A 16,243-nucleotide genomic window follows, 5' to 3' on the forward strand; every position below is an offset into this window, starting at 1 on the left:
AGGTCGATGATTGGAGGGATCGCTCACAGACCGAGCCCCCGGTTGCGGCCGAAGCCCCAGTCGATCCCGCCATCCGCGCGGGCGACGCCGGAGACGTGGCGGCCGAGATGCTTTTGGAGGGAGGGCGTCCAGGGCACGAGTTGGAAGCCAAGACCGTCGTCGATCATGGCGAAGCGGCCGGAGGCGAGCGCGAAGCGCTGCCGATAGGTCCCGGCGACATACTCGCCCGCCTCCGCACCATTGAACGGCTGGCCCGTTTCGGCGGCGAGCCGCTCGCCCAGCTCCTCCACCTCCCTCCGTCGAAGCGTTCCGATCAGGCCGGAGGCGAACACGATCCTCCGCGCCTGTTGCTCAGCGAGGCCTTGCTCGATGAGCTGGTCCGCCCGGCGATCCATCGCCTCGCGGACCTCGGCGCCGAAGCCGGCCTGGCCAAGCGCCACCGGATCGCGCGCGACGGCCTGGCGATCGAGCCAGGTTGCGCCGCTCGCCGTGACCTGGTTTTCGATGGCGAGGTCGGAACGCACGGCAACGGCGACGCGACGGCGGCCTTGCGCGTCGTCGAATTTGCGTAGCTCGACGATGGAGCCCGGCGCGCTGTCGCCGGCGGCGTCGAGATCCGGGAATTTGATGTGATGGGTTCGCCCGTCGACGCCGTCGACGACGGCGTAAGCTGTGCCCTTCAACTCATCGTCGAGACCGCGATCAACCAGGCGGCCGATGATCGGGACATCCAAGGTCTCGCCAGCGAGCACATAGCTCGCCGCGGCCCGCTCAATGCCACGCTCGGTCAGGCTGCGGTGGATACGCTTGATGATGTCGCCGCGCTCGCCGAGCTCGCGCAAGGTCGTCTCCGCGGCCGGGTCCATCGTCCATTGGCCCGGCCCGAGCTGGTGCGCGAGACCAAGACCCTCCAGGCGCCGCAACCGTCCGACCTTGAGCGCTTCGAACGGATCAGGCTGACGTCCGGCATCTGGTGCGAGATCGAGGACGCCGTGTCGATCGGCATCGCGGGCGAGCTGCCGGTCGAGTTGGGTCCAGCGCTCGGCGTCGACCTGGCGCTCGAGCGCGCGACGGATGTCGAGATCGCTGCGCAGCCCCAGCTCTTGCGTCGCCAGGTCCTGGGCCCGGGCACGCATCCCCTCCTTGATGTAGTCGCGCGAAATGACGAGGTCTTGGCCGTCGTCGGCGACGCCGTGCACGATGATGTGGACGTGGGGATGCTGCGTATTCCAGTGATCGACGGCGACCCAATCGAGCTTGGTGCCGAGATCCTTCTCCATCTGGCCGACCAACTCGCGGGTGAAGCCCTTCAGGTCGGCCATCTCCGGCGCGTCCTCGGGCGAGACGATGAAGCGGAAGTGATGGCGGTCCTTCTCGCCCCGCTCCGCGAAGGCCTTGGGGTCGGCGTCCTCGGTCTCGGGACCGAACAGCCTGGCCTTCTCCCCGTCCCGGGTGACGCCCTCGCGTCGTAGATAGCCGAGGTGGGCTGCGAGCGGCGCAGCGCGAGCGGTATGGCGGACGACGCGAGTCTTCACCGTGACCAGACGAGAGCGGCCCGTCAGCAGATGGTTGGCCCGAACGCTGGCGGCTCGGCCGCGACCGAAGGTGGAGTGCCGTCCGCTGCGCAAGAGACCTTGGCGCGAGACGCCACCGCCGGCGCGTTGCGCTGCCGCGAGCGCCTGGGCGACGAAGGGCTTCGCGCGCTGGCTGCGGGTTGAGCGGATGCGGCCCGGCCGAGGCTGGAAATCGTTCTCGTCAGCCATCGCCGGCCCCGGCAATGTGCGGAAAAGTCAGCTCCGGCAAAGTGTTGTGGGTCCGGCGCACCTTGTGCCCCAGGGCCGCACATTGCCGGATCGCTGAAAAATGCCAATAAAAACAACCGACCGACCGAGCCGCACCTTGCGGCCTTTTATCTCGCCCTCGGTCGGTTGGTTTCTGCGCTCCTCCCCTGCCTGCCCTTTCTTCTTTCCGGAAGAACGCTTTGCCGCGCCTGCCAACGAAATCGCGCCCTGTAGCTGCGATGAGGCCCCTTGAGACGTCGGAGGCCGCCGAGCCGACAGGGAAAGCGCGAGCTGACCGAGGCGACGTAGCAGCACGCCGACGGGAGAGCGGCGCGATCACGGCTTCGACGCCGCTGCGGAAACGTCGACGAACAGCCCAGCGGATTGCGGTGCGATGGCCGACAGGTCGCGCACCGCGATGGCAGCCGACGCATCGCTCGACGGCTGTTTGGATGGCGCGCGATCGACAGGATCAGCGCTTGCCGATCGCGTGATGAAGAGAGGGGCCTGTGTCCAAGACGGCGGACCGGAGGCCGCCACGAGGACAGGCCCATCGGTCGCGCCGTCCCCGACAAAAGGGACAAGCGCCGCGACGTAAGCGACGGTTTCAGGCGGCAGCGGACGATGCCGGTCGCGATAATCTTCGTATCGCCCCGGCCCGGCATTATACGCCGCGAGGAATCCCGGCGAACCGTAGCGGTCGTACATCTCACGCAAGAAAGCCGCGCCTGCCAGGATGTTGTCGCGTGGATCAAAAGGATCACGCCCGAGCCGATAGCGAGCGCGCAGCGCGGCCCAGGTCTCGGGCATGAGCTGCATCAATCCCATCGCACCTTTGGGTGAGACGGCGCGCCGATTGCGACGGCTTTCGATGCGCATGATCACCCGTATCCACGCCGAAGGAATTGCGAAGCGCTGGGCCGCTTCTGCAATTAGACTGGCGTAGGGATCGCTCACCGACCGCATCACGGTGGGCGCGGGCTGGGCGTGGACAACGACAACGGGCATGCCGAGCGCCGCTACGCTGGCGAGCAGAAGAAGCGCGCGCCGCATGCGGTCAGCCCCGATCGCTACGCTTCGGCGGGCGGTTCCAGTTCAGCACCCAGGCGGACTTGTCGTCGCCCGACTGGAAGAGGTTGGCGCGGATCGGCTGCGCGAGTGCGGGATCATCTATGACGAGTGAGACGTATTCGCCGGCCTTCTCGCCGGTGCGCTTCCAGCCCGCGCCGATCTCCAGGCCGTCGCCGTCGCCCATGTGGACCCGATAGTCGGGCGCGTTCTCGGCATCGGAGGATTCGGCCGGAACGAGGGAAAGGTCACGGTGGAAGAAGAGCGTCTGGATGCGCCCGGTGAAGCCGGACTTGTCTCGGGTGAACTGACCAATCTGCGCCATGGGAAACCTCCGTTGTTGGCGGGTTGAGAAGCGGGTCAATCGGTGGCCGCGCGCCACACGAAGCGGCCGTCGCCGGCCTCATCGGTCCACAAGGGGACCGCGCGGGCGACGATCGCGGTGGTGGGAAGCGCGCCGAAATAGCGTCCGTCCAAGCTGTCCGGGACGGTCGGGTTCATGAGGAAGACTTCGCTGGGGCCGAGCGTGTGGCAGCCGCTCCAACGCGGCAGCGGGCGGCCGAGGTGATCGCGCTCACGCGCCGCGCCGACTGCGATGTGATCGACCGTGATGGAGTCGCCTGCGCGGCACACGGTCTGCCCAGGTAGCGCCATCACATGCTTCAGCAGCGGCACCCCCTTGGGCAGGAAGCCGCCATCGGCCAGGTAGCTGGCGATCGGTTCGGGCGCGCGCACGGCGACCAGTTCGAGCGCGTGAAGCTGTCCTGCCGGCCGGAGCGCATAAAGCCCGGTCGGCGTGCTCGCCGTGGCGTTCCAGATCAGGCGCGGCGTCGGATGGACGAAAGCCAAGCCGATGAAGACGAGCATGGCGAAATACGTCGTCATGACGTAGCCGAAGCGGGTCATAGCGTGACGCTCCGACGCTTGAGCCAAGCGGCGTGCTGCTCGCGCGTGTAGGGGCGCGGTTCATGGCCGGCGGCGAGACGGTTGTGGAGGTGGCGCCAGTATTCCGGCGCGGCGTCGGCGGGATCGATGTCGAGCGTCTCGACGGCGTCGATCGCCTGGAGCACGCGCTCGACCTTCGGCCAGCTATCGACGCGCAGCAGGATCTCGCCGCCGGGGCGCACGAAGGGCAGCGTCTGGAAGCGTGCGCCAGGCTCGACGGCCCGCACGATATCCATGCGCGAGATGACGGTGCCGTAGTCGTTCGACGCCCAGCGAACGAACGCGAAGACGCTGCCGGGCTTGAAGCTCGAGATGCTGCGGCGGCGATCGAGGATCTTCTCCTCGGCACGCCGCCCGAAGCGCAGCCAGTGCTCGATCTTCTTCTCGATCCAGGTCAGTTCGACATGGGTGAGCGCGACGGGGCGCCGATGCGATGGCGGTACGACAAGCGTCGGCGACGGCTCGTTGTCGTTCATGCGCTCTCTCCGGGATCGGCGGGGAATTCGCGCGCGAAGAGGTCGCGCAGCATGTCGGCGACGGTGATCCCGCGCTGGAACGCGGCGACCTTGATGCGGCCGCGCAGCGCCGGCGTGACGTCGATCGTCAGTCGCGCGGTGAAGGCGGAGGGCTCGTCACCGCGACGGCTTGAGGCGTCGGGCGCTTTGATCCAGCTCTCGGCGTCGCCGGGCCGGGCGGCGAAGCCGCGTCGGGCGCCACCCGCGCTCATGGCGCAATTCTCGCGACTTCGGCGGCGAGCGCTGCGATCTCGAGCGCCGCGGCGCTCTGCGCGGCCAGCTCGAACACGAGGCGCCCAGATCGCGCGGCGTCGGCGAAGACGACACGCTGGCCGATGGTGCTGGAGAGCACTGGCGGATCGTGATCGGCGAGCGTTTCGGCCGTCTCGCGGGCGATGACCGTGCGTGCCCCGCAGCGATTCAGCACGAAGCGCGCGGCGAGCTGCGGACGATAGATGCGGGCCTCGCGGAGCAGGCTCAGCATCTCGGCCGAAGCCCAGCCATCGAAGGGTGATGGTTGCACCGGGATCAGTACAAGGTCGGCGGCGAGCAGCGCCGAACGCATCAATCCCGCGACGCGCGGCGGCCCATCGATGACGACATGATCGGCGGTGCACGCGATTTCCGGCGCTTCCCGATGGAGCGTGTCACGCGCGAGGCCGACGACGCCGAAGAGCCGTGAGACGTTCTCCCGCGCCCGCTGCTGCGACCAATCGAGCGCAGAGCCCTGCGGGTCCGCGTCGATCAGCGTCACGCGCTTGCCGTCCAGCGCCAGCTCGCCGGCGAGATGAAGCGCAAGCGTGGTCTTGCCGACGCCGCCCTTCTGGTTGAGCAGAGCGACGATCATCTCTTCCCTCCCGGCTTGCGACCGAAGGGCAGCGACGGCTGTCGTCCTGGTGGCTCGGAGGCCTGCGTAGCGGAGGTGGCGGGTTTATCCGCAGACCGCGCGGACCAACAACTAGAGTTAGATTCTGAGTTAGACTCTAAGTTAAGGCCCGGAATCGCCGTTTCCGGCCATAGCGTTAGCTGCGGTTCGTGCGTGCGAAGTCCCGATAGGGCTGCGTGCGGAGTCCCGATACCGTTTGCGTGCGAAGTCCCGAGCGTTTCCACAGCGCCATCCACAGGAACTGTGGATGAGCGGGCCGGCAGGATGCGGAGCGTCTCGCGGCGGCCCTGGCACTCGATGCGCAGGCGATAGCCGGGCAGCGGTTGGCGCGCGGCGATGCGCCGGATCTGGAGCGCGAAATCCGAGACGCGCACCAGGCTTCCGGACTTCTCGTGGAGATGCGCGATCTCGAACAGCCAGCCCTTGGGCTGGCGACCAGCGTGCTTGCGGGCGACGCGATAGAGCCAGCGCTCGATGCCGCCGGTCAGCCGGAAGTAGGCCGGGTCGATGGCCAGGACGAGCGAGCGGTCGATGACGCCGCGGTAGAACCAGTCGGGGAGCACGAACTCCATGCCCTCGACGCGGCCGTCGCGCGTCGTGCATTCCTCCCACTCATTGATCCAGGAGAACTGGTGACGGCGCCAATGTTCGCCGTTGCGGATGGTGGTGTGGATAACGGTCGATTGCAGGCGGGCGAGCGCGCCCTTCAGGAGCTTGTAATCGCGTGCGCCTGTCTGCCGACCGATCGCGGTCAGGAGCTGGTAGGGCGTGAAGCGAAGGAAACGCGAGGTCTTGAAGCCGAGGTTCTCGGCCTCGACGATCTGGCTCGCCGCCCAGATCAGCACGTCGGCGTCCCAGATGGTCGCCATGCCATGCTCGGGCACGGCGTAGACCTCGACCCGAACACCGGCAGCTTCGTAGAGGATCGGCGCCGTGCGCCTGGCTTTGGCGAGCGAGAAGAACGGCCGCTCCATCAAGTCGCGCTGGTCGCGCGGACTTGCGTCGCCGGTGGCGACGATGAACGGATCGAGCTTGCTCCGTTCGCTGGCTGTGATGAGGCGGCGCGATGTCATCGACGAGCGCCGCTTCAGCGATGCGCGTGGCCGGCGGCGCGGGCCTCGACGTATCGAGGATCCGACGTCGAGCTGCACGCGGCCTGGTCGGCCCAAGCTTCGAGGTCGTCGATCGCGTAGACGACGCGCCCGCCGAGCTTGCGGAAGGTTGGGCCGCTACCGTGGCAGCGGTATTTCTCAAGCGTCCGCGGTGAGATGCCGAGGATGCGCGCCGCTTCATGCGTGCGGACGTAACGCGTGGCGAGTTGCGCGGCCCTGTCGGGCATGATGTGCCTCCGTCTTGCCTCGAAGCGCCGCGGCCAAGTCGCGGCATGTCGGGGTGACGGTGGCGGAGAGTTCAGGCGTTAGGGGTGGACGAAGATTTTCGAGTAGGTGTGTCCCCCCTCGGTCGCGCCGCTGCGCATGTGAGCGCAGCGCGTGGTGTGCGTAGCGCGGGCGGGCGTAGGACTAGGGTGTGTTCTGGAGGGATCGGTGCGTGTGTTAGCCGCCGCGCAGAAGTTTGAGGTAGCCGCGCTCGACCAGCGCAATCGAGTCGTGAATGAGACGGTTGGCGGTGCGTCGGGCGTGTGAATCCTTCCACTCGACTGATGGAAATCGTGCGTGCTCGGAGCGGAGGATTATTTCGGCGACCTCGCGTGGGCCGCCCCCAAGTTCGCGGACGTCGAAGGCGTGTAGAAGCTGGACGAGCCGGCGCTTCTGCTGAGGCGTCAGGCGAAGGGCGGCGGGAAGAAGTTTGACGCGCTGGCCACGAAGACGGCGCACGAAGCGCAGTGCGACATCAAGCCGGAGTTCAAAAGAGATGTCGGGCGGCAGCAGAATGGCAGGCCGCGTGCTGATCTGATCGCCGTGCAAACGAACGTGGAGTTCGCCCGAGCCGTCGACAACAACAAGCTCACGGCCTTCGTCGTCCGCGTCATCAGCAACGACTGATCCCAGCTGCGCGGGATCAAGCGACGTGAGTTGGTCGAATCCGCCCGGCGCTGTTTCAAGGATCAGCGTACCGGGCGATAGTTCGGGCAGCCAGGTGACCGGGGCGGGCCCAACGGGAAGGCTTGGGTCATGGGCGAAAACGCAACCCCCATCGCCGAGCGAGACCGACACGGGCGGTTTCGGCATCGACGGAGGCGCGTGTGATCTGGCGCTGTGTGCGGACGAAGTCGCGGCGGTAATCGTGGTTGCGGCGCAGGAATTCGACGGCGAAGCCGGGGCGTTCGAGGCGGTTCAGGCGATCAATCGTCTCCGGCGAGCGCCAATATTCCGTGGGCATGGCGTTTCCTCTCATTTTGTCCTCTCTCAAGGGAGGGACACCACGATCCGGAAAAATCGCCGGCAAAGTAGTCCTTAAGGTTGCATCGCGTGTGGCTGCGAGCCGTGGGAGTATGGTGTTGTTCACTGCATCCGCGGCTCAAGCAGATGCCGATAACCCGTCTCCGTCATCCAGCGCGCCCGCGCCAGATGGCTGTCATGAACCGTTTTGGCACGGGCGGGCTCCCGGGTGGGGTTGAGGCCGAAGATTACCTGGACGACTTCGTGCCAGTCGGCGCCTTCTTCGTCGGCCATCAGCAACCGAAGATAGATCGCGAGATGTTGCTCGTCATAGGCGCTCAAGCGGTCGGTGTGCGGCGGCCGGTCCTGAAAGGGCACCTGAGTCATTGCGATCTACCCCATAGAGATCAAAGCGATGTGTTAGGCATTCATTTACCGCGAATTTTTGCAAGATTTGGGCCGCGTGACACTTACTCCGTGATGCCTGGGACGCATCGCGTTGCTCGGGAAATTGGCAAACTGGGACCTCCGCAGCCCGATGAATAGCACCGGCATGTACGAATCGGAACGATCATTCCTGGAACGATAGTTCCTATATCGGCTCCATCATCGCCATGGATCTCAAGGAGGTCATGGCGGTCAATCTGCGTCGGTTGCGTCATGCGAAAGGGATGACGCAGGAGGAATTGGCCGAAAGGGCTGGGTTGAGTGCCCGGTACGTCGGAGGGATCGAACGCGCCGACGTTTCGGCCAGCGTCACCGTTCTCGGCCGGATCGCGGAGGCGCTCGACGTGGAAGCGACTGAACTTGTGCGAGCGGTGTCTTCGAAGGCTCGGAGAAAAGCGCCGATCGAGCCTCAGGCCCCTTGATAACGGCGGTTCACGTCTCGCGTCGGAAGAATTCGACAGGGTCCGCTTCAAGAACCTCGGCGAGCTTCTCCAGCATGTCGACGGTCGCGGAGTGCTGTTCGCGCTCCAGCATGCCAACATAGTTGCGATTGGTGCCCGCACGGTCGGCAAGCTCCTCCTGCGACATGCTTTTGGCATGTCTCAGTCTTCGCAGATTCGTGGCGACGATCTCCCGCAAGCTCATGCGGTGAGATCGCCGTGCCACCTAATATACTGCCACCTAGTAAACTAGGTATTCCGCCCATTCAAGGTCGGCGGTCGCCCTTGGATCATAAGGCGATGCCCCGCCCGGACCAGCCGGACGGGGCATTTGTAGCGGGGTTTAGTCGCTCCGACGGCCGTTGGGGCGGGACCAGATCAGGCTGTAGCCCTCACCGTCCTCGTCGTCGAAGAGGTTTGCGAAGATCGGGGCGGTGAAGCTCGGATCGTCGAGCTTGAGGCCCAGATAGTCGCGGCCCTCGTTGGAGCGCTTGGCCCAGGCGGCGCCGATCTCGACCCGGCCGACATAGACGCGGTGGGTGGGGCTGTTCTCGCCGGAACGGTTGGTTTCGGGAACGATCCGGACGTTCTTGGCCTGGACCGAGAGGGTGACGATTGCGCCGGTGAATTCGTTCGAGCCGGTCTTCTTGAAGGTGCCGATGGTCGCCATGGTAGTTCTCCTTGATCTCTGTTTCCGAGCCCGCACCATTGCGGCCTCGATGGTGATCGAGGGGCCGGAGGCGATCGACGGCGCACCCCGAAGGGGCTCGACAGCAAAGGAGGGACTTTCTTGTCTCGCGAGGAATGACGGCGCAGCCGGCAGGGGAAGAAAGTTTTGACGCCGCTGTTGCGCCATAGGCGGTCGAGGCTTCAGCCGGCCTTCGGCCAGATCAATCCATCGAAGAGGCCGTTCGGTGCGCTCGGCCTGACAGAGCTGACATCAAGGGGAACGTGGCGACTTTCGAGTCACCGCGGAGGCTGGCCAGTGAATTCGACGGTAATCCGGGCCCCGTCCTGGCCACCAACGGATATCCTGCTTCGGAGGCCAAGCTCCGGCTGCACGCCCCGTCACGCGCTTCGTTGGCCATATCCGTAAGACGTCGCCACCTCGGCCATGTCGCCTCAACAACCCGCCACGACGCCCGGTACTCTGCGATGATCGGGTGAGCTTCGACGCCAGTCGGCCCTCACTCCGTGTTCGACGACGAGGATCGCGAGCATACGGAATGCGTGATCTGGCCCCGCCCCAACGGTCGTCGACGTGATGACGTCAGCCCCGCGCTAAGCCCTGTCCGGCTGGTCCGGGCGCGGCCATTCCGGTGAAGCGGACAAACGCCGTGACGGCGACCGCGCCGATGACGGCGAAGATCGTCTGCCAGGTGGGTGAAGGCATCGCCATCTGGGCGATTCCATGCGTGGCGCTGTAGCCAGCGACGGTGGCGGGCGCGACATAGAGAAGGATGATCAGGAGCCGAGCCCACGCCCATGGCACAACGGCGAGCGCAAGCTGGCCAAGGCCAAAGGTGACGCCGCCGGCTACAAGACCCACGGCAATGCCGCCGAGCACGCCGGGCCCCGTGTGAAAGGCCCAGATGCCGATCGTCAGACCGGCGAAAAACGGCAGCGCAAAGATAGCGAGGGTGAACAGCAGCCAGCAGATAAAGCCGATGCCGACTATGACGAGGAGTGGTCCGAAGAGGATCATGGCGGTGTACTCCGTGAGATAAAGGTCTGACGGTCGCGCCTTCCACCACCACCACGGCGCGACCGTGAGTATAACCGCAAACAGGCGCCCGCGGGAGGGGAAATCCCACTGGTCTTCCTCGGTCGAGCTTGTGTGCCGATGCGTCCCTTCATGGCTGGAATGAGTCGAATTCGTGCTTATGCTCTCCAGCGCATAATCGTGGGAAGCTGGATAGAGATGGCCGTGAGCTGATTCGACGCGATGTCGCGTCTGCGTGAGAACGCTCGGATGAAGCCAGCTGGGCGCACGCTCGTTCGTGGCGAGGCAACTATTCCTGAATCGCATTAAAGGATGCGAGTGGTCATGGCCGCATGCGCTGACGAGAAAGTGAACAAGCCGGCGCTTCTCTTGCGGTGCACTATGTGAGATGCATGACCCGTGAAGCCTTGGTCGCTTGTCCCCCGCCTGCTCTCGATCTTTGCGGTCTTGAGCCTTTTGATTGCGCCGATGGTTGGTCCGTCGTCTGCGAGGGCGATGGGGGCTGCCCAGATGGCGGCGACATCCGAAATGGCGTCTATGTCGGACAGCATGCCTTGTTGTTCGGGTGAGAAACCTGCGCAGCCGGATTGTTCGAAATCCTGCCCGCTGGCCGTTCTATGCACGGCCAATTGTCTTCCCGGTTCTCTTCCGGCATCGGCTTTCATTCCCGCTCGGTTCGCCGTGACGAGCGTGAAGGAGCCGAGTGATCATCTGTGGCGCGACGGCCTGATCGACCCGCCACCACCCCGACCTCCCCGAGCCTGAATTCATCGGCGGCTCCTTGTGAGCCGTATCATGCCGCATGACCGAGTTCATGCGGCGAAGCCACGTGATCCGGCCATAGGCCTGATCACGAGCCGGCCGCGCGTCCGCGTGGCTGAACGAGATGAATTTGGGAATCTTTGACGATGAACTTTCTGAATGTGAAATCCGCTGCGGTCGCGGCGACGGTCGGTGCTGCTTGCATCGGAACCCTCTCGCAGGCCTGGGCCGGGATCGGCGACTATGAGTTCCAGCTCGTCCAGAGCGAAGTGAAGAAGGGTGACGGTGCCGTCGTGACCGTTCGCCTGGTCGACAAGCGTTCCGGCAAGCCCGTGCCGGACGCGGTGATCATCGCCAAACGTGTCGATATGGCGCCAGACAGCATGGCCGAGATGGCCGAGCCGATCGAGCAACTGCCGTCAACGGAGCCCGGCGTCTATCGCTTTAAAGCGGCTCTCGTGATGGCCGGGGGCTGGCGGCTCTCGCTCGGCGCCAAGCTGCAGGGCGAGACCGGCACGGTCGAGAACAAGCTCGAGTTCAAGGCGGTACCATGACGCGCATCGGCCGTACGGGCCTCACCCTCGCCGCCATACTGGCGGCGGGGGCTGGAGGCTACTGGGCTGGGCATCGCGATCTTGCGCTGCCACCCATGAACCCAACCGTGGTAGCGTGGCTCCTCCGGGCGGTCCCCTGGCTGGAGGGCGCCACGACACCTCGGGCGAGCGCCAGGCCGACGCCCTCGGGACCGGTGATCTATTATCGGGATCCTGACAGCCGTCCGGCCTATTCGGCGCTGCCGAAGACGACCGCGGATGGGCGGGACTTCCTGCCGGTTCACGCGAGCGAGGACATCAGCTTCGACGACAAGCCGGCCAGCGTTGCCGAAGCTCCTGCCGCCGGCGACCCGAAGAAGATCCTCTACTATCGCAACCCCATGGGCCTGCCCGACACCTCGCCGGTGCAAAAAAAGGATTCGATGGGGATGGATTATCTCCCCGTCTACGCCGGCGACGACGAGGACGGTTCGACCATCAAGGTCGCGCCGGGCAAGCTGCAGCGAACGGGCGTTCGTTCTGAGATTGCCGCCGATCGTGTCATCGTCCAAGCGGTGCGGGTTCCGGGCGCCATCCAGCCGGACGAGCGGAATGTCTCGGTCGTGACCGTCGCGGCTGACTCCTATGTCGGCAAGGTCGAGAACGTCACGACCGGAGACCGGGTGCGGAAGGGACAGCCTCTCCTGCAACTACGCTCGCAGGAGATCGCGACTGCTGCCGTACAAGTCCAGATCAATCCAGGGCTCAATGTAGCGCGTCGGCGTCTCGAGAACTACGCGGTGCCGAAGGAAGTCATCGACGAGATCGACCGGACTCATCAGGTTCCGCCGGCCTTTACCTGGTACGCCCCTCGCGACGGCATCGTCCTCGTGCGTAATGCGACCGAGGGAATGAAAATGACGGCCGGCGAGGTTCTGTTCCGTATCGCCGATCTATCGACTGTCTGGGTACTTGCCGACGTGCCTGAATATGCACTCGCGAGCGTCGAACTTGGTCAACTCGCTAAGGTTCGCGTGCGCAGCTTGCCCGGTAGGACTTTTGAGGGTCGCGTCGCGCTGATCTATCCGCAGGTCAACGAGGCGACGCGCACGACGAAGGTGCGGATCGAGATCCCAAACCCGGACGGCGTTCTTCGCCCTGACATGTATGCTGATGTCGAGATCGAAGTGGGTGGCGGAAGATCGGTGGTCGCGGTGCCCGATAGCGCGGTGATCGACACTGGCACGCGTCAGGTGGTGATCCTCGACAAAGGCGATGGCCGTTTCGAACCGCGTCAGGTCAAGCTCGGCACCCAGGGCGGCGGCTTCACCGAAATCCGTAGCGGCGTCGCATCCGGCGATCGGGTTGTCGTCTCGGCAAACTTCCTCATCGACGCCGAGAGCAATCTGAAGGCTGCACTCAGCGGCATGACAGCGACAGGAGATACGCCATGATCGCCCGCCTCATCGCGTGGTCCGCACGCAACCTCGTTCTGATCCTGGTCGGCACCGCGTTCGCTGTCGCGGCCGGTGTCTATGCCGTCAAGACCTTACCGCTGGACGCCATTCCCGATCTCTCGGATGTGCAGGTCATCGTCTACACCGATTATCCCGGCCAGGCGCCGCAGGTGGTTGAGGATCAGGTCACCTATCCTCTGACAACAGCCATGCTGACCGTACCAAGGTCCAAAGTCGTGCGCGGCTTCTCCTTTTTCGGCGTCTCCTTCGTCTACGTGATCTTCGAGGACGGCACGGATCCCTATTGGGCGCGTAGCCGCGTGCTCGAATATCTGAACGCCGCGGCCAAGCGCCTGCCGGCCGGCGTCACGCCGGGGCTCGGGCCGGACGCGACCGGTGTCGGATGGGTTTACCAATATGCCGTTATCGCCAAGGACATGACACTGGCTGAGTTACGCTCGCTGCAGGACTGGGTCATCCGTTTTGCTGCCTCGAAGGCCGAGGGGGTCTCGGAGGTCGCGAGCGTCGGTGGCTTCGTCAAGCAATATAACATCGTCGTCGATCCGCTGCGGCTGCGCGCCCAGGGAATATCACTCGCTGCCGTGCGTGACGCCGTGCGCAACAGCAACCAGGATGTCGGCGGTCGTACGCTTGAGCTGTCAGAGTTCGAGTTTATGGTGCGCGGCCGGGGCTACATCAAATCGCCCGCCGATATCGAGAACATCGTGCTGAAGACCGATCGGGGCGTGCCGCTGCGTCTCAAGGACGTGGCGCGCGTGGAGATCGGTCCGGACGAGCGACGCGGCATCACCGAGCTCAACGGCGAAGGGGAAGTGGCAAGTGGCATCGTGCTACAGCGCTTCGGCGCCAACGCGCTCAGCGTGATCGAGAACGTCAAACAGAAGCTTGCCGACATCGCGGGCAGCCTGCCCAAAGGCGCTGAAATCGTGCCGGTCTATGATCGCTCGCATCTCATCGAGGCCGCGATCGAAACGTTGCGGCACACACTGACAGAGGAGAGCATCATTGTCGCCTTTGTCTGCGTGGTGTTCCTGCTGCATCTCAGAAGCGCACTCGTCGCCATCCTTATGCTGCCGGTTGGCATCCTGATCGCCTTCACCGGGATGAAGCTGATCGGGCTCGGCTCCAACATCATGAGTCTCGGCGGCATCGCCATCGCGGTCGGCGCCATGATCGACGCCGCCATCGTCATGATCGAGAACGCCCATAAGCATCTGGAGCGCGCGCCGCCGGATAAGCCCCGCGTGCAAATCCTGATCGATGCGGCGAGCGAGGTCGGTCCGGCACTGTTCTTCAGCCTGCTCGTCATCACCGTGTCCTTTCTGCCGATCTTCACGCTGGAATCGCAGGAGGGACGGCTGTTCGGCCCGCTCGCCTTCACCAAGACCTTCTCGATGGCGGCGGCCGCGATTCTGTCGGTGACATTGGTGCCGGCGCTGATGGTGATCTTCGTGCGCGGCAAGATCATTCCGGAGCATAAGAACCCGATCAACAAATTTCTGATCTGGACTTATCGACCGATCATTCGCGCGGTCCTGAAGGCGAAGACCTTTACCATCATCGTTGCTCTTGTTGCACTTGCCGTCAGCATCTGGCCCGCGCGCCAGCTCGGCTCGGAGTTCATGCCAAATCTCGATGAAGGCACGCTGCTCTATATGCCGACCACCCTGCCGGGAATTTCCGTGACGAAGGCGGCTGAGTTACTACAAGTGCAGGACCGCATCATCAAATCGTTCCCGGAGGTGGATTCCGTGTACGGCAAGGCCGGCCGTGCAGCGACGGCGACCGACCCGGCGCCGACCGAAATGTTCGAGACCATCATCAATCTGAAGCCGAAGGAGCAGTGGCGGCCCGGCGTGAATATCGACAGCCTCAAGGCCGAGATGGACAAGGCGCTACAGTTCCCCGGCGTCTCGAATGCCTGGACCATGCCGATTCGTGCTCGCATCGACATGCTCTCGACCGGCATCCGCACGCCAGTCGGCGTCAAAGTGTTCGGCGCGGACCTTGGTGAGATGGAGAAGGTCGCCCGTCAGATCGAAACAGTCCTCAGGGCGGTGCCCGGCACGTCGAGCGCCTATGCCGAACGAGTCATCGGCGGTTACTATCTCGACATCATCCCCGACCGGGAGGCGCTAGGCCGCTACGGTCTTAAGATCGGCGATGCGCAGGACGTTATCGCAACCGCACTCGGCGGCGAGACGGTGACGACAACAGTCGAGGGTCGCGAGCGCTACGGCGTGAATATCCGCTACCCCCGCGACCTACGTTCGAATCCACGGGCGATCGCGACCGATGTCGAAGTGCCGCTGTCCGGTGGCGGCGCCATTCCCCTTGGCGAGGTGGCGAAGGTTCAGCTCACACGGGGCGCGACCTCAATCCGCACCGAGAACGGGCAGCTCGCGACCTATATTTATGTCGACATCAACGGCCGCGATCTTGGCGGCTATGTTGCCGAGGCGCAGAAGGCGGTCGCCGCATCGGTGAAGCTGCCGCCGGGCTATTCGGTCGGCTGGAGCGGACAGTACGAATATCTGGAGCGGGCCGAAGCGCGGATGAAGATCGTGGTGCCGGTGACGCTCCTGATCATCTTCCTGCTGCTCTACCTCAACTTCCGGGCGCTCACGGAGACGCTGATCGTCATGCTGTCGCTGCCCTTCGCTCTGGTCGGCGGGGTGTGGCTGATGTGGTGGCTCGGCTTCAACATGTCGGTCGCGGTGGCGGTAGGGTTCATCGCGCTCGCCGGCGTCGCTGCCGAGACAGGGGTCGTTATGCTGATCTATCTCGATCAGGCGATGGCCGAGGTGAAGACGGCGCGAGCCGGACAAGGCCGGAGCTTCACCCGTGCCGATCTCTACGAGGCGATCATGCTCGGCGCGGTCGAGCGGGTACGGCCGAAGATGATGACGGTCGTGGCCATCATGGCGGGCCTAGTGCCGATCCTGTGGAGCACCGGCGCTGGTTCGGAGGTCATGCAGCGCATCGCTGTCCCGATGATCGGCGGCATGATCTCATCGACGATCCTGACGCTCGTTGTGATCCCGGCGATCTATGGGCTGATCAAAGGATGGGGGCTTCCGGCGAAGGCCGTCCCGGCCTCCGTCGAGGAACTCGAACCCTTACCGCTACGCGAGGCGGCCGAATGACAGGAGAGCGCCAAGATGCACAATATGATGGGCGAAGGAATGATGTGGGGCATGGGCCTTTTCGGCGTCATCGGCATCGTCGTGCTGGTGCTGGTGATTGCCGCGCTCGTAAAATACGTCTTCTTCCGGTGAGACGAGAGCCGAGCCGACTTGTTTTTGGCGCAGTTCGGCGCGACGCTG

The 16,243-nt window shown here is 64.6% G+C and carries 20 protein-coding genes; 4 read left to right on the plus strand and 16 right to left on the minus strand.

The window, feature by feature from the left end:
- Positions 1–23: 23 nt before the first annotated feature.
- From AFIDRAFT_RS06705 to AFIDRAFT_RS06760, 12 genes are all read right to left on the minus strand, one after another.
- Positions 24–1,763 carry a relaxase/mobilization nuclease domain-containing protein gene (locus tag AFIDRAFT_RS06705; RefSeq protein WP_002718044.1) on the minus strand — a complete coding sequence of 580 codons (1,740 nt, stop codon included), beginning with the start codon at positions 1,761–1,763 and terminating at the stop codon, positions 24–26.
- 354 nt (positions 1,764–2,117) lie between these two features.
- A complete protein-coding gene (locus AFIDRAFT_RS06710) occupies positions 2,118–2,834 on the minus strand; it encodes a lytic transglycosylase domain-containing protein (RefSeq protein ID WP_002718043.1) in 717 nt (238 codons plus the stop codon).
- A gap of 4 nt (positions 2,835–2,838) precedes the next feature.
- A complete protein-coding gene (locus AFIDRAFT_RS06715; RefSeq protein WP_002718042.1) occupies positions 2,839–3,174 on the minus strand; it encodes a DUF736 domain-containing protein in 336 nt (111 codons plus the stop codon).
- A gap of 35 nt (positions 3,175–3,209) precedes the next feature.
- Positions 3,210–3,755 (minus strand): S26 family signal peptidase, encoded by a 546-nt coding sequence (locus AFIDRAFT_RS06720; RefSeq protein WP_002718041.1) that lies wholly within the window; start codon positions 3,753–3,755, stop codon positions 3,210–3,212.
- Positions 3,752–4,270 carry a DUF2840 domain-containing protein gene (locus AFIDRAFT_RS06725; RefSeq protein WP_002718040.1) on the minus strand — a complete coding sequence of 173 codons (519 nt, stop codon included), beginning with the start codon at positions 4,268–4,270 and terminating at the stop codon, positions 3,752–3,754. Before AFIDRAFT_RS06725 ends, AFIDRAFT_RS06720 begins: the two co-directional genes overlap by 4 nt.
- Entirely contained in the window at positions 4,267–4,521 is a 255-nt protein-coding gene (locus AFIDRAFT_RS06730; RefSeq protein ID WP_002718039.1) for a hypothetical protein, read from the minus strand. The genes AFIDRAFT_RS06725 and AFIDRAFT_RS06730 overlap by 4 nt, the downstream gene beginning before the upstream one ends.
- Entirely contained in the window at positions 4,518–5,156 is a 639-nt protein-coding gene (gene parA, locus AFIDRAFT_RS06735) for a ParA family partition ATPase (protein ID WP_002718038.1), read from the minus strand. Before parA ends, AFIDRAFT_RS06730 begins: the two co-directional genes overlap by 4 nt.
- Positions 5,153–6,268, minus strand: a complete 1,116-nt coding sequence (locus AFIDRAFT_RS06740) for a replication initiator protein A (protein ID WP_002718037.1) — start codon at positions 6,266–6,268, stop codon at positions 5,153–5,155. The genes parA and AFIDRAFT_RS06740 overlap by 4 nt, the downstream gene beginning before the upstream one ends.
- Positions 6,269–6,282: 14 nt before the next feature.
- On the minus strand, positions 6,283–6,534 hold the full coding sequence (locus tag AFIDRAFT_RS06745; protein ID WP_002718036.1) for a helix-turn-helix transcriptional regulator: 252 nt from the start codon (positions 6,532–6,534) through the stop codon (positions 6,283–6,285).
- 214 nt (positions 6,535–6,748) lie between these two features.
- Positions 6,749–7,369 carry a DUF2285 domain-containing protein gene (locus AFIDRAFT_RS06750; protein ID WP_245258129.1) on the minus strand — a complete coding sequence of 207 codons (621 nt, stop codon included), beginning with the start codon at positions 7,367–7,369 and terminating at the stop codon, positions 6,749–6,751.
- A complete protein-coding gene (locus AFIDRAFT_RS06755; protein WP_172583885.1) occupies positions 7,326–7,535 on the minus strand; it encodes a transcriptional regulator domain-containing protein in 210 nt (69 codons plus the stop codon). The genes AFIDRAFT_RS06750 and AFIDRAFT_RS06755 overlap by 44 nt, the downstream gene beginning before the upstream one ends.
- Positions 7,536–7,657: 122 nt before the next feature.
- The gene (locus AFIDRAFT_RS06760) at positions 7,658–7,921 is read right to left on the minus strand and encodes a DNA -binding domain-containing protein (RefSeq protein ID WP_002718033.1); all 264 of its coding nucleotides are present in this window, start codon (positions 7,919–7,921) and stop codon (positions 7,658–7,660) included.
- Between the two features lie 227 nt (positions 7,922–8,148).
- Between AFIDRAFT_RS06760 and AFIDRAFT_RS06765 the strand changes: the two genes are divergently transcribed.
- Positions 8,149–8,403, plus strand: a complete 255-nt coding sequence (locus AFIDRAFT_RS06765) for a helix-turn-helix domain-containing protein (RefSeq protein WP_002718032.1) — start codon at positions 8,149–8,151, stop codon at positions 8,401–8,403.
- Between the two features lie 10 nt (positions 8,404–8,413).
- On the opposite strand, the gene AFIDRAFT_RS06770 is transcribed toward AFIDRAFT_RS06765, so the two are convergent.
- From AFIDRAFT_RS06770 to AFIDRAFT_RS06785, 4 genes are all read right to left on the minus strand, one after another.
- Positions 8,414–8,626, minus strand: a complete 213-nt coding sequence (locus AFIDRAFT_RS06770; protein WP_002718031.1) for a helix-turn-helix domain-containing protein — start codon at positions 8,624–8,626, stop codon at positions 8,414–8,416.
- Between the two features lie 138 nt (positions 8,627–8,764).
- On the minus strand, positions 8,765–9,091 hold the full coding sequence (locus AFIDRAFT_RS06775; RefSeq protein ID WP_002718030.1) for a DUF736 domain-containing protein: 327 nt from the start codon (positions 9,089–9,091) through the stop codon (positions 8,765–8,767).
- 600 nt (positions 9,092–9,691) lie between these two features.
- Entirely contained in the window at positions 9,692–10,126 is a 435-nt protein-coding gene (locus tag AFIDRAFT_RS06780) for a hypothetical protein (protein ID WP_002718029.1), read from the minus strand.
- A gap of 323 nt (positions 10,127–10,449) precedes the next feature.
- Positions 10,450–10,809, minus strand: coding sequence for a hypothetical protein (locus AFIDRAFT_RS06785; protein WP_147293864.1), 360 nt, complete (start codon positions 10,807–10,809; stop codon positions 10,450–10,452).
- A 243-nt stretch (positions 10,810–11,052) separates the two neighbouring features.
- On the opposite strand from AFIDRAFT_RS06785, the gene AFIDRAFT_RS06790 reads away from it, so the two are divergent.
- From AFIDRAFT_RS06790 to AFIDRAFT_RS06800, 3 genes are read left to right on the plus strand one after another with little or no spacing between them, the layout of a single operon-like run.
- Positions 11,053–11,460 carry a FixH family protein gene (locus AFIDRAFT_RS06790; RefSeq protein WP_002718028.1) on the plus strand — a complete coding sequence of 136 codons (408 nt, stop codon included), beginning with the start codon at positions 11,053–11,055 and terminating at the stop codon, positions 11,458–11,460.
- Positions 11,457–12,893 (plus strand): efflux RND transporter periplasmic adaptor subunit, encoded by a 1,437-nt coding sequence (locus tag AFIDRAFT_RS06795; RefSeq protein WP_002718027.1) that lies wholly within the window; start codon positions 11,457–11,459, stop codon positions 12,891–12,893. The genes AFIDRAFT_RS06790 and AFIDRAFT_RS06795 overlap by 4 nt, the downstream gene beginning before the upstream one ends.
- The gene (locus AFIDRAFT_RS06800) at positions 12,890–16,063 is read left to right on the plus strand and encodes an efflux RND transporter permease subunit (RefSeq protein WP_002718026.1); all 3,174 of its coding nucleotides are present in this window, start codon (positions 12,890–12,892) and stop codon (positions 16,061–16,063) included. Before AFIDRAFT_RS06795 ends, AFIDRAFT_RS06800 begins: the two co-directional genes overlap by 4 nt.
- Positions 16,064–16,243 lie beyond the last annotated feature (180 nt).

Source organism: Afipia sp. 1NLS2, assembly GCF_000178995.1.
Taxonomy (GTDB): domain Bacteria; phylum Pseudomonadota; class Alphaproteobacteria; order Rhizobiales; family Xanthobacteraceae; genus Afipia.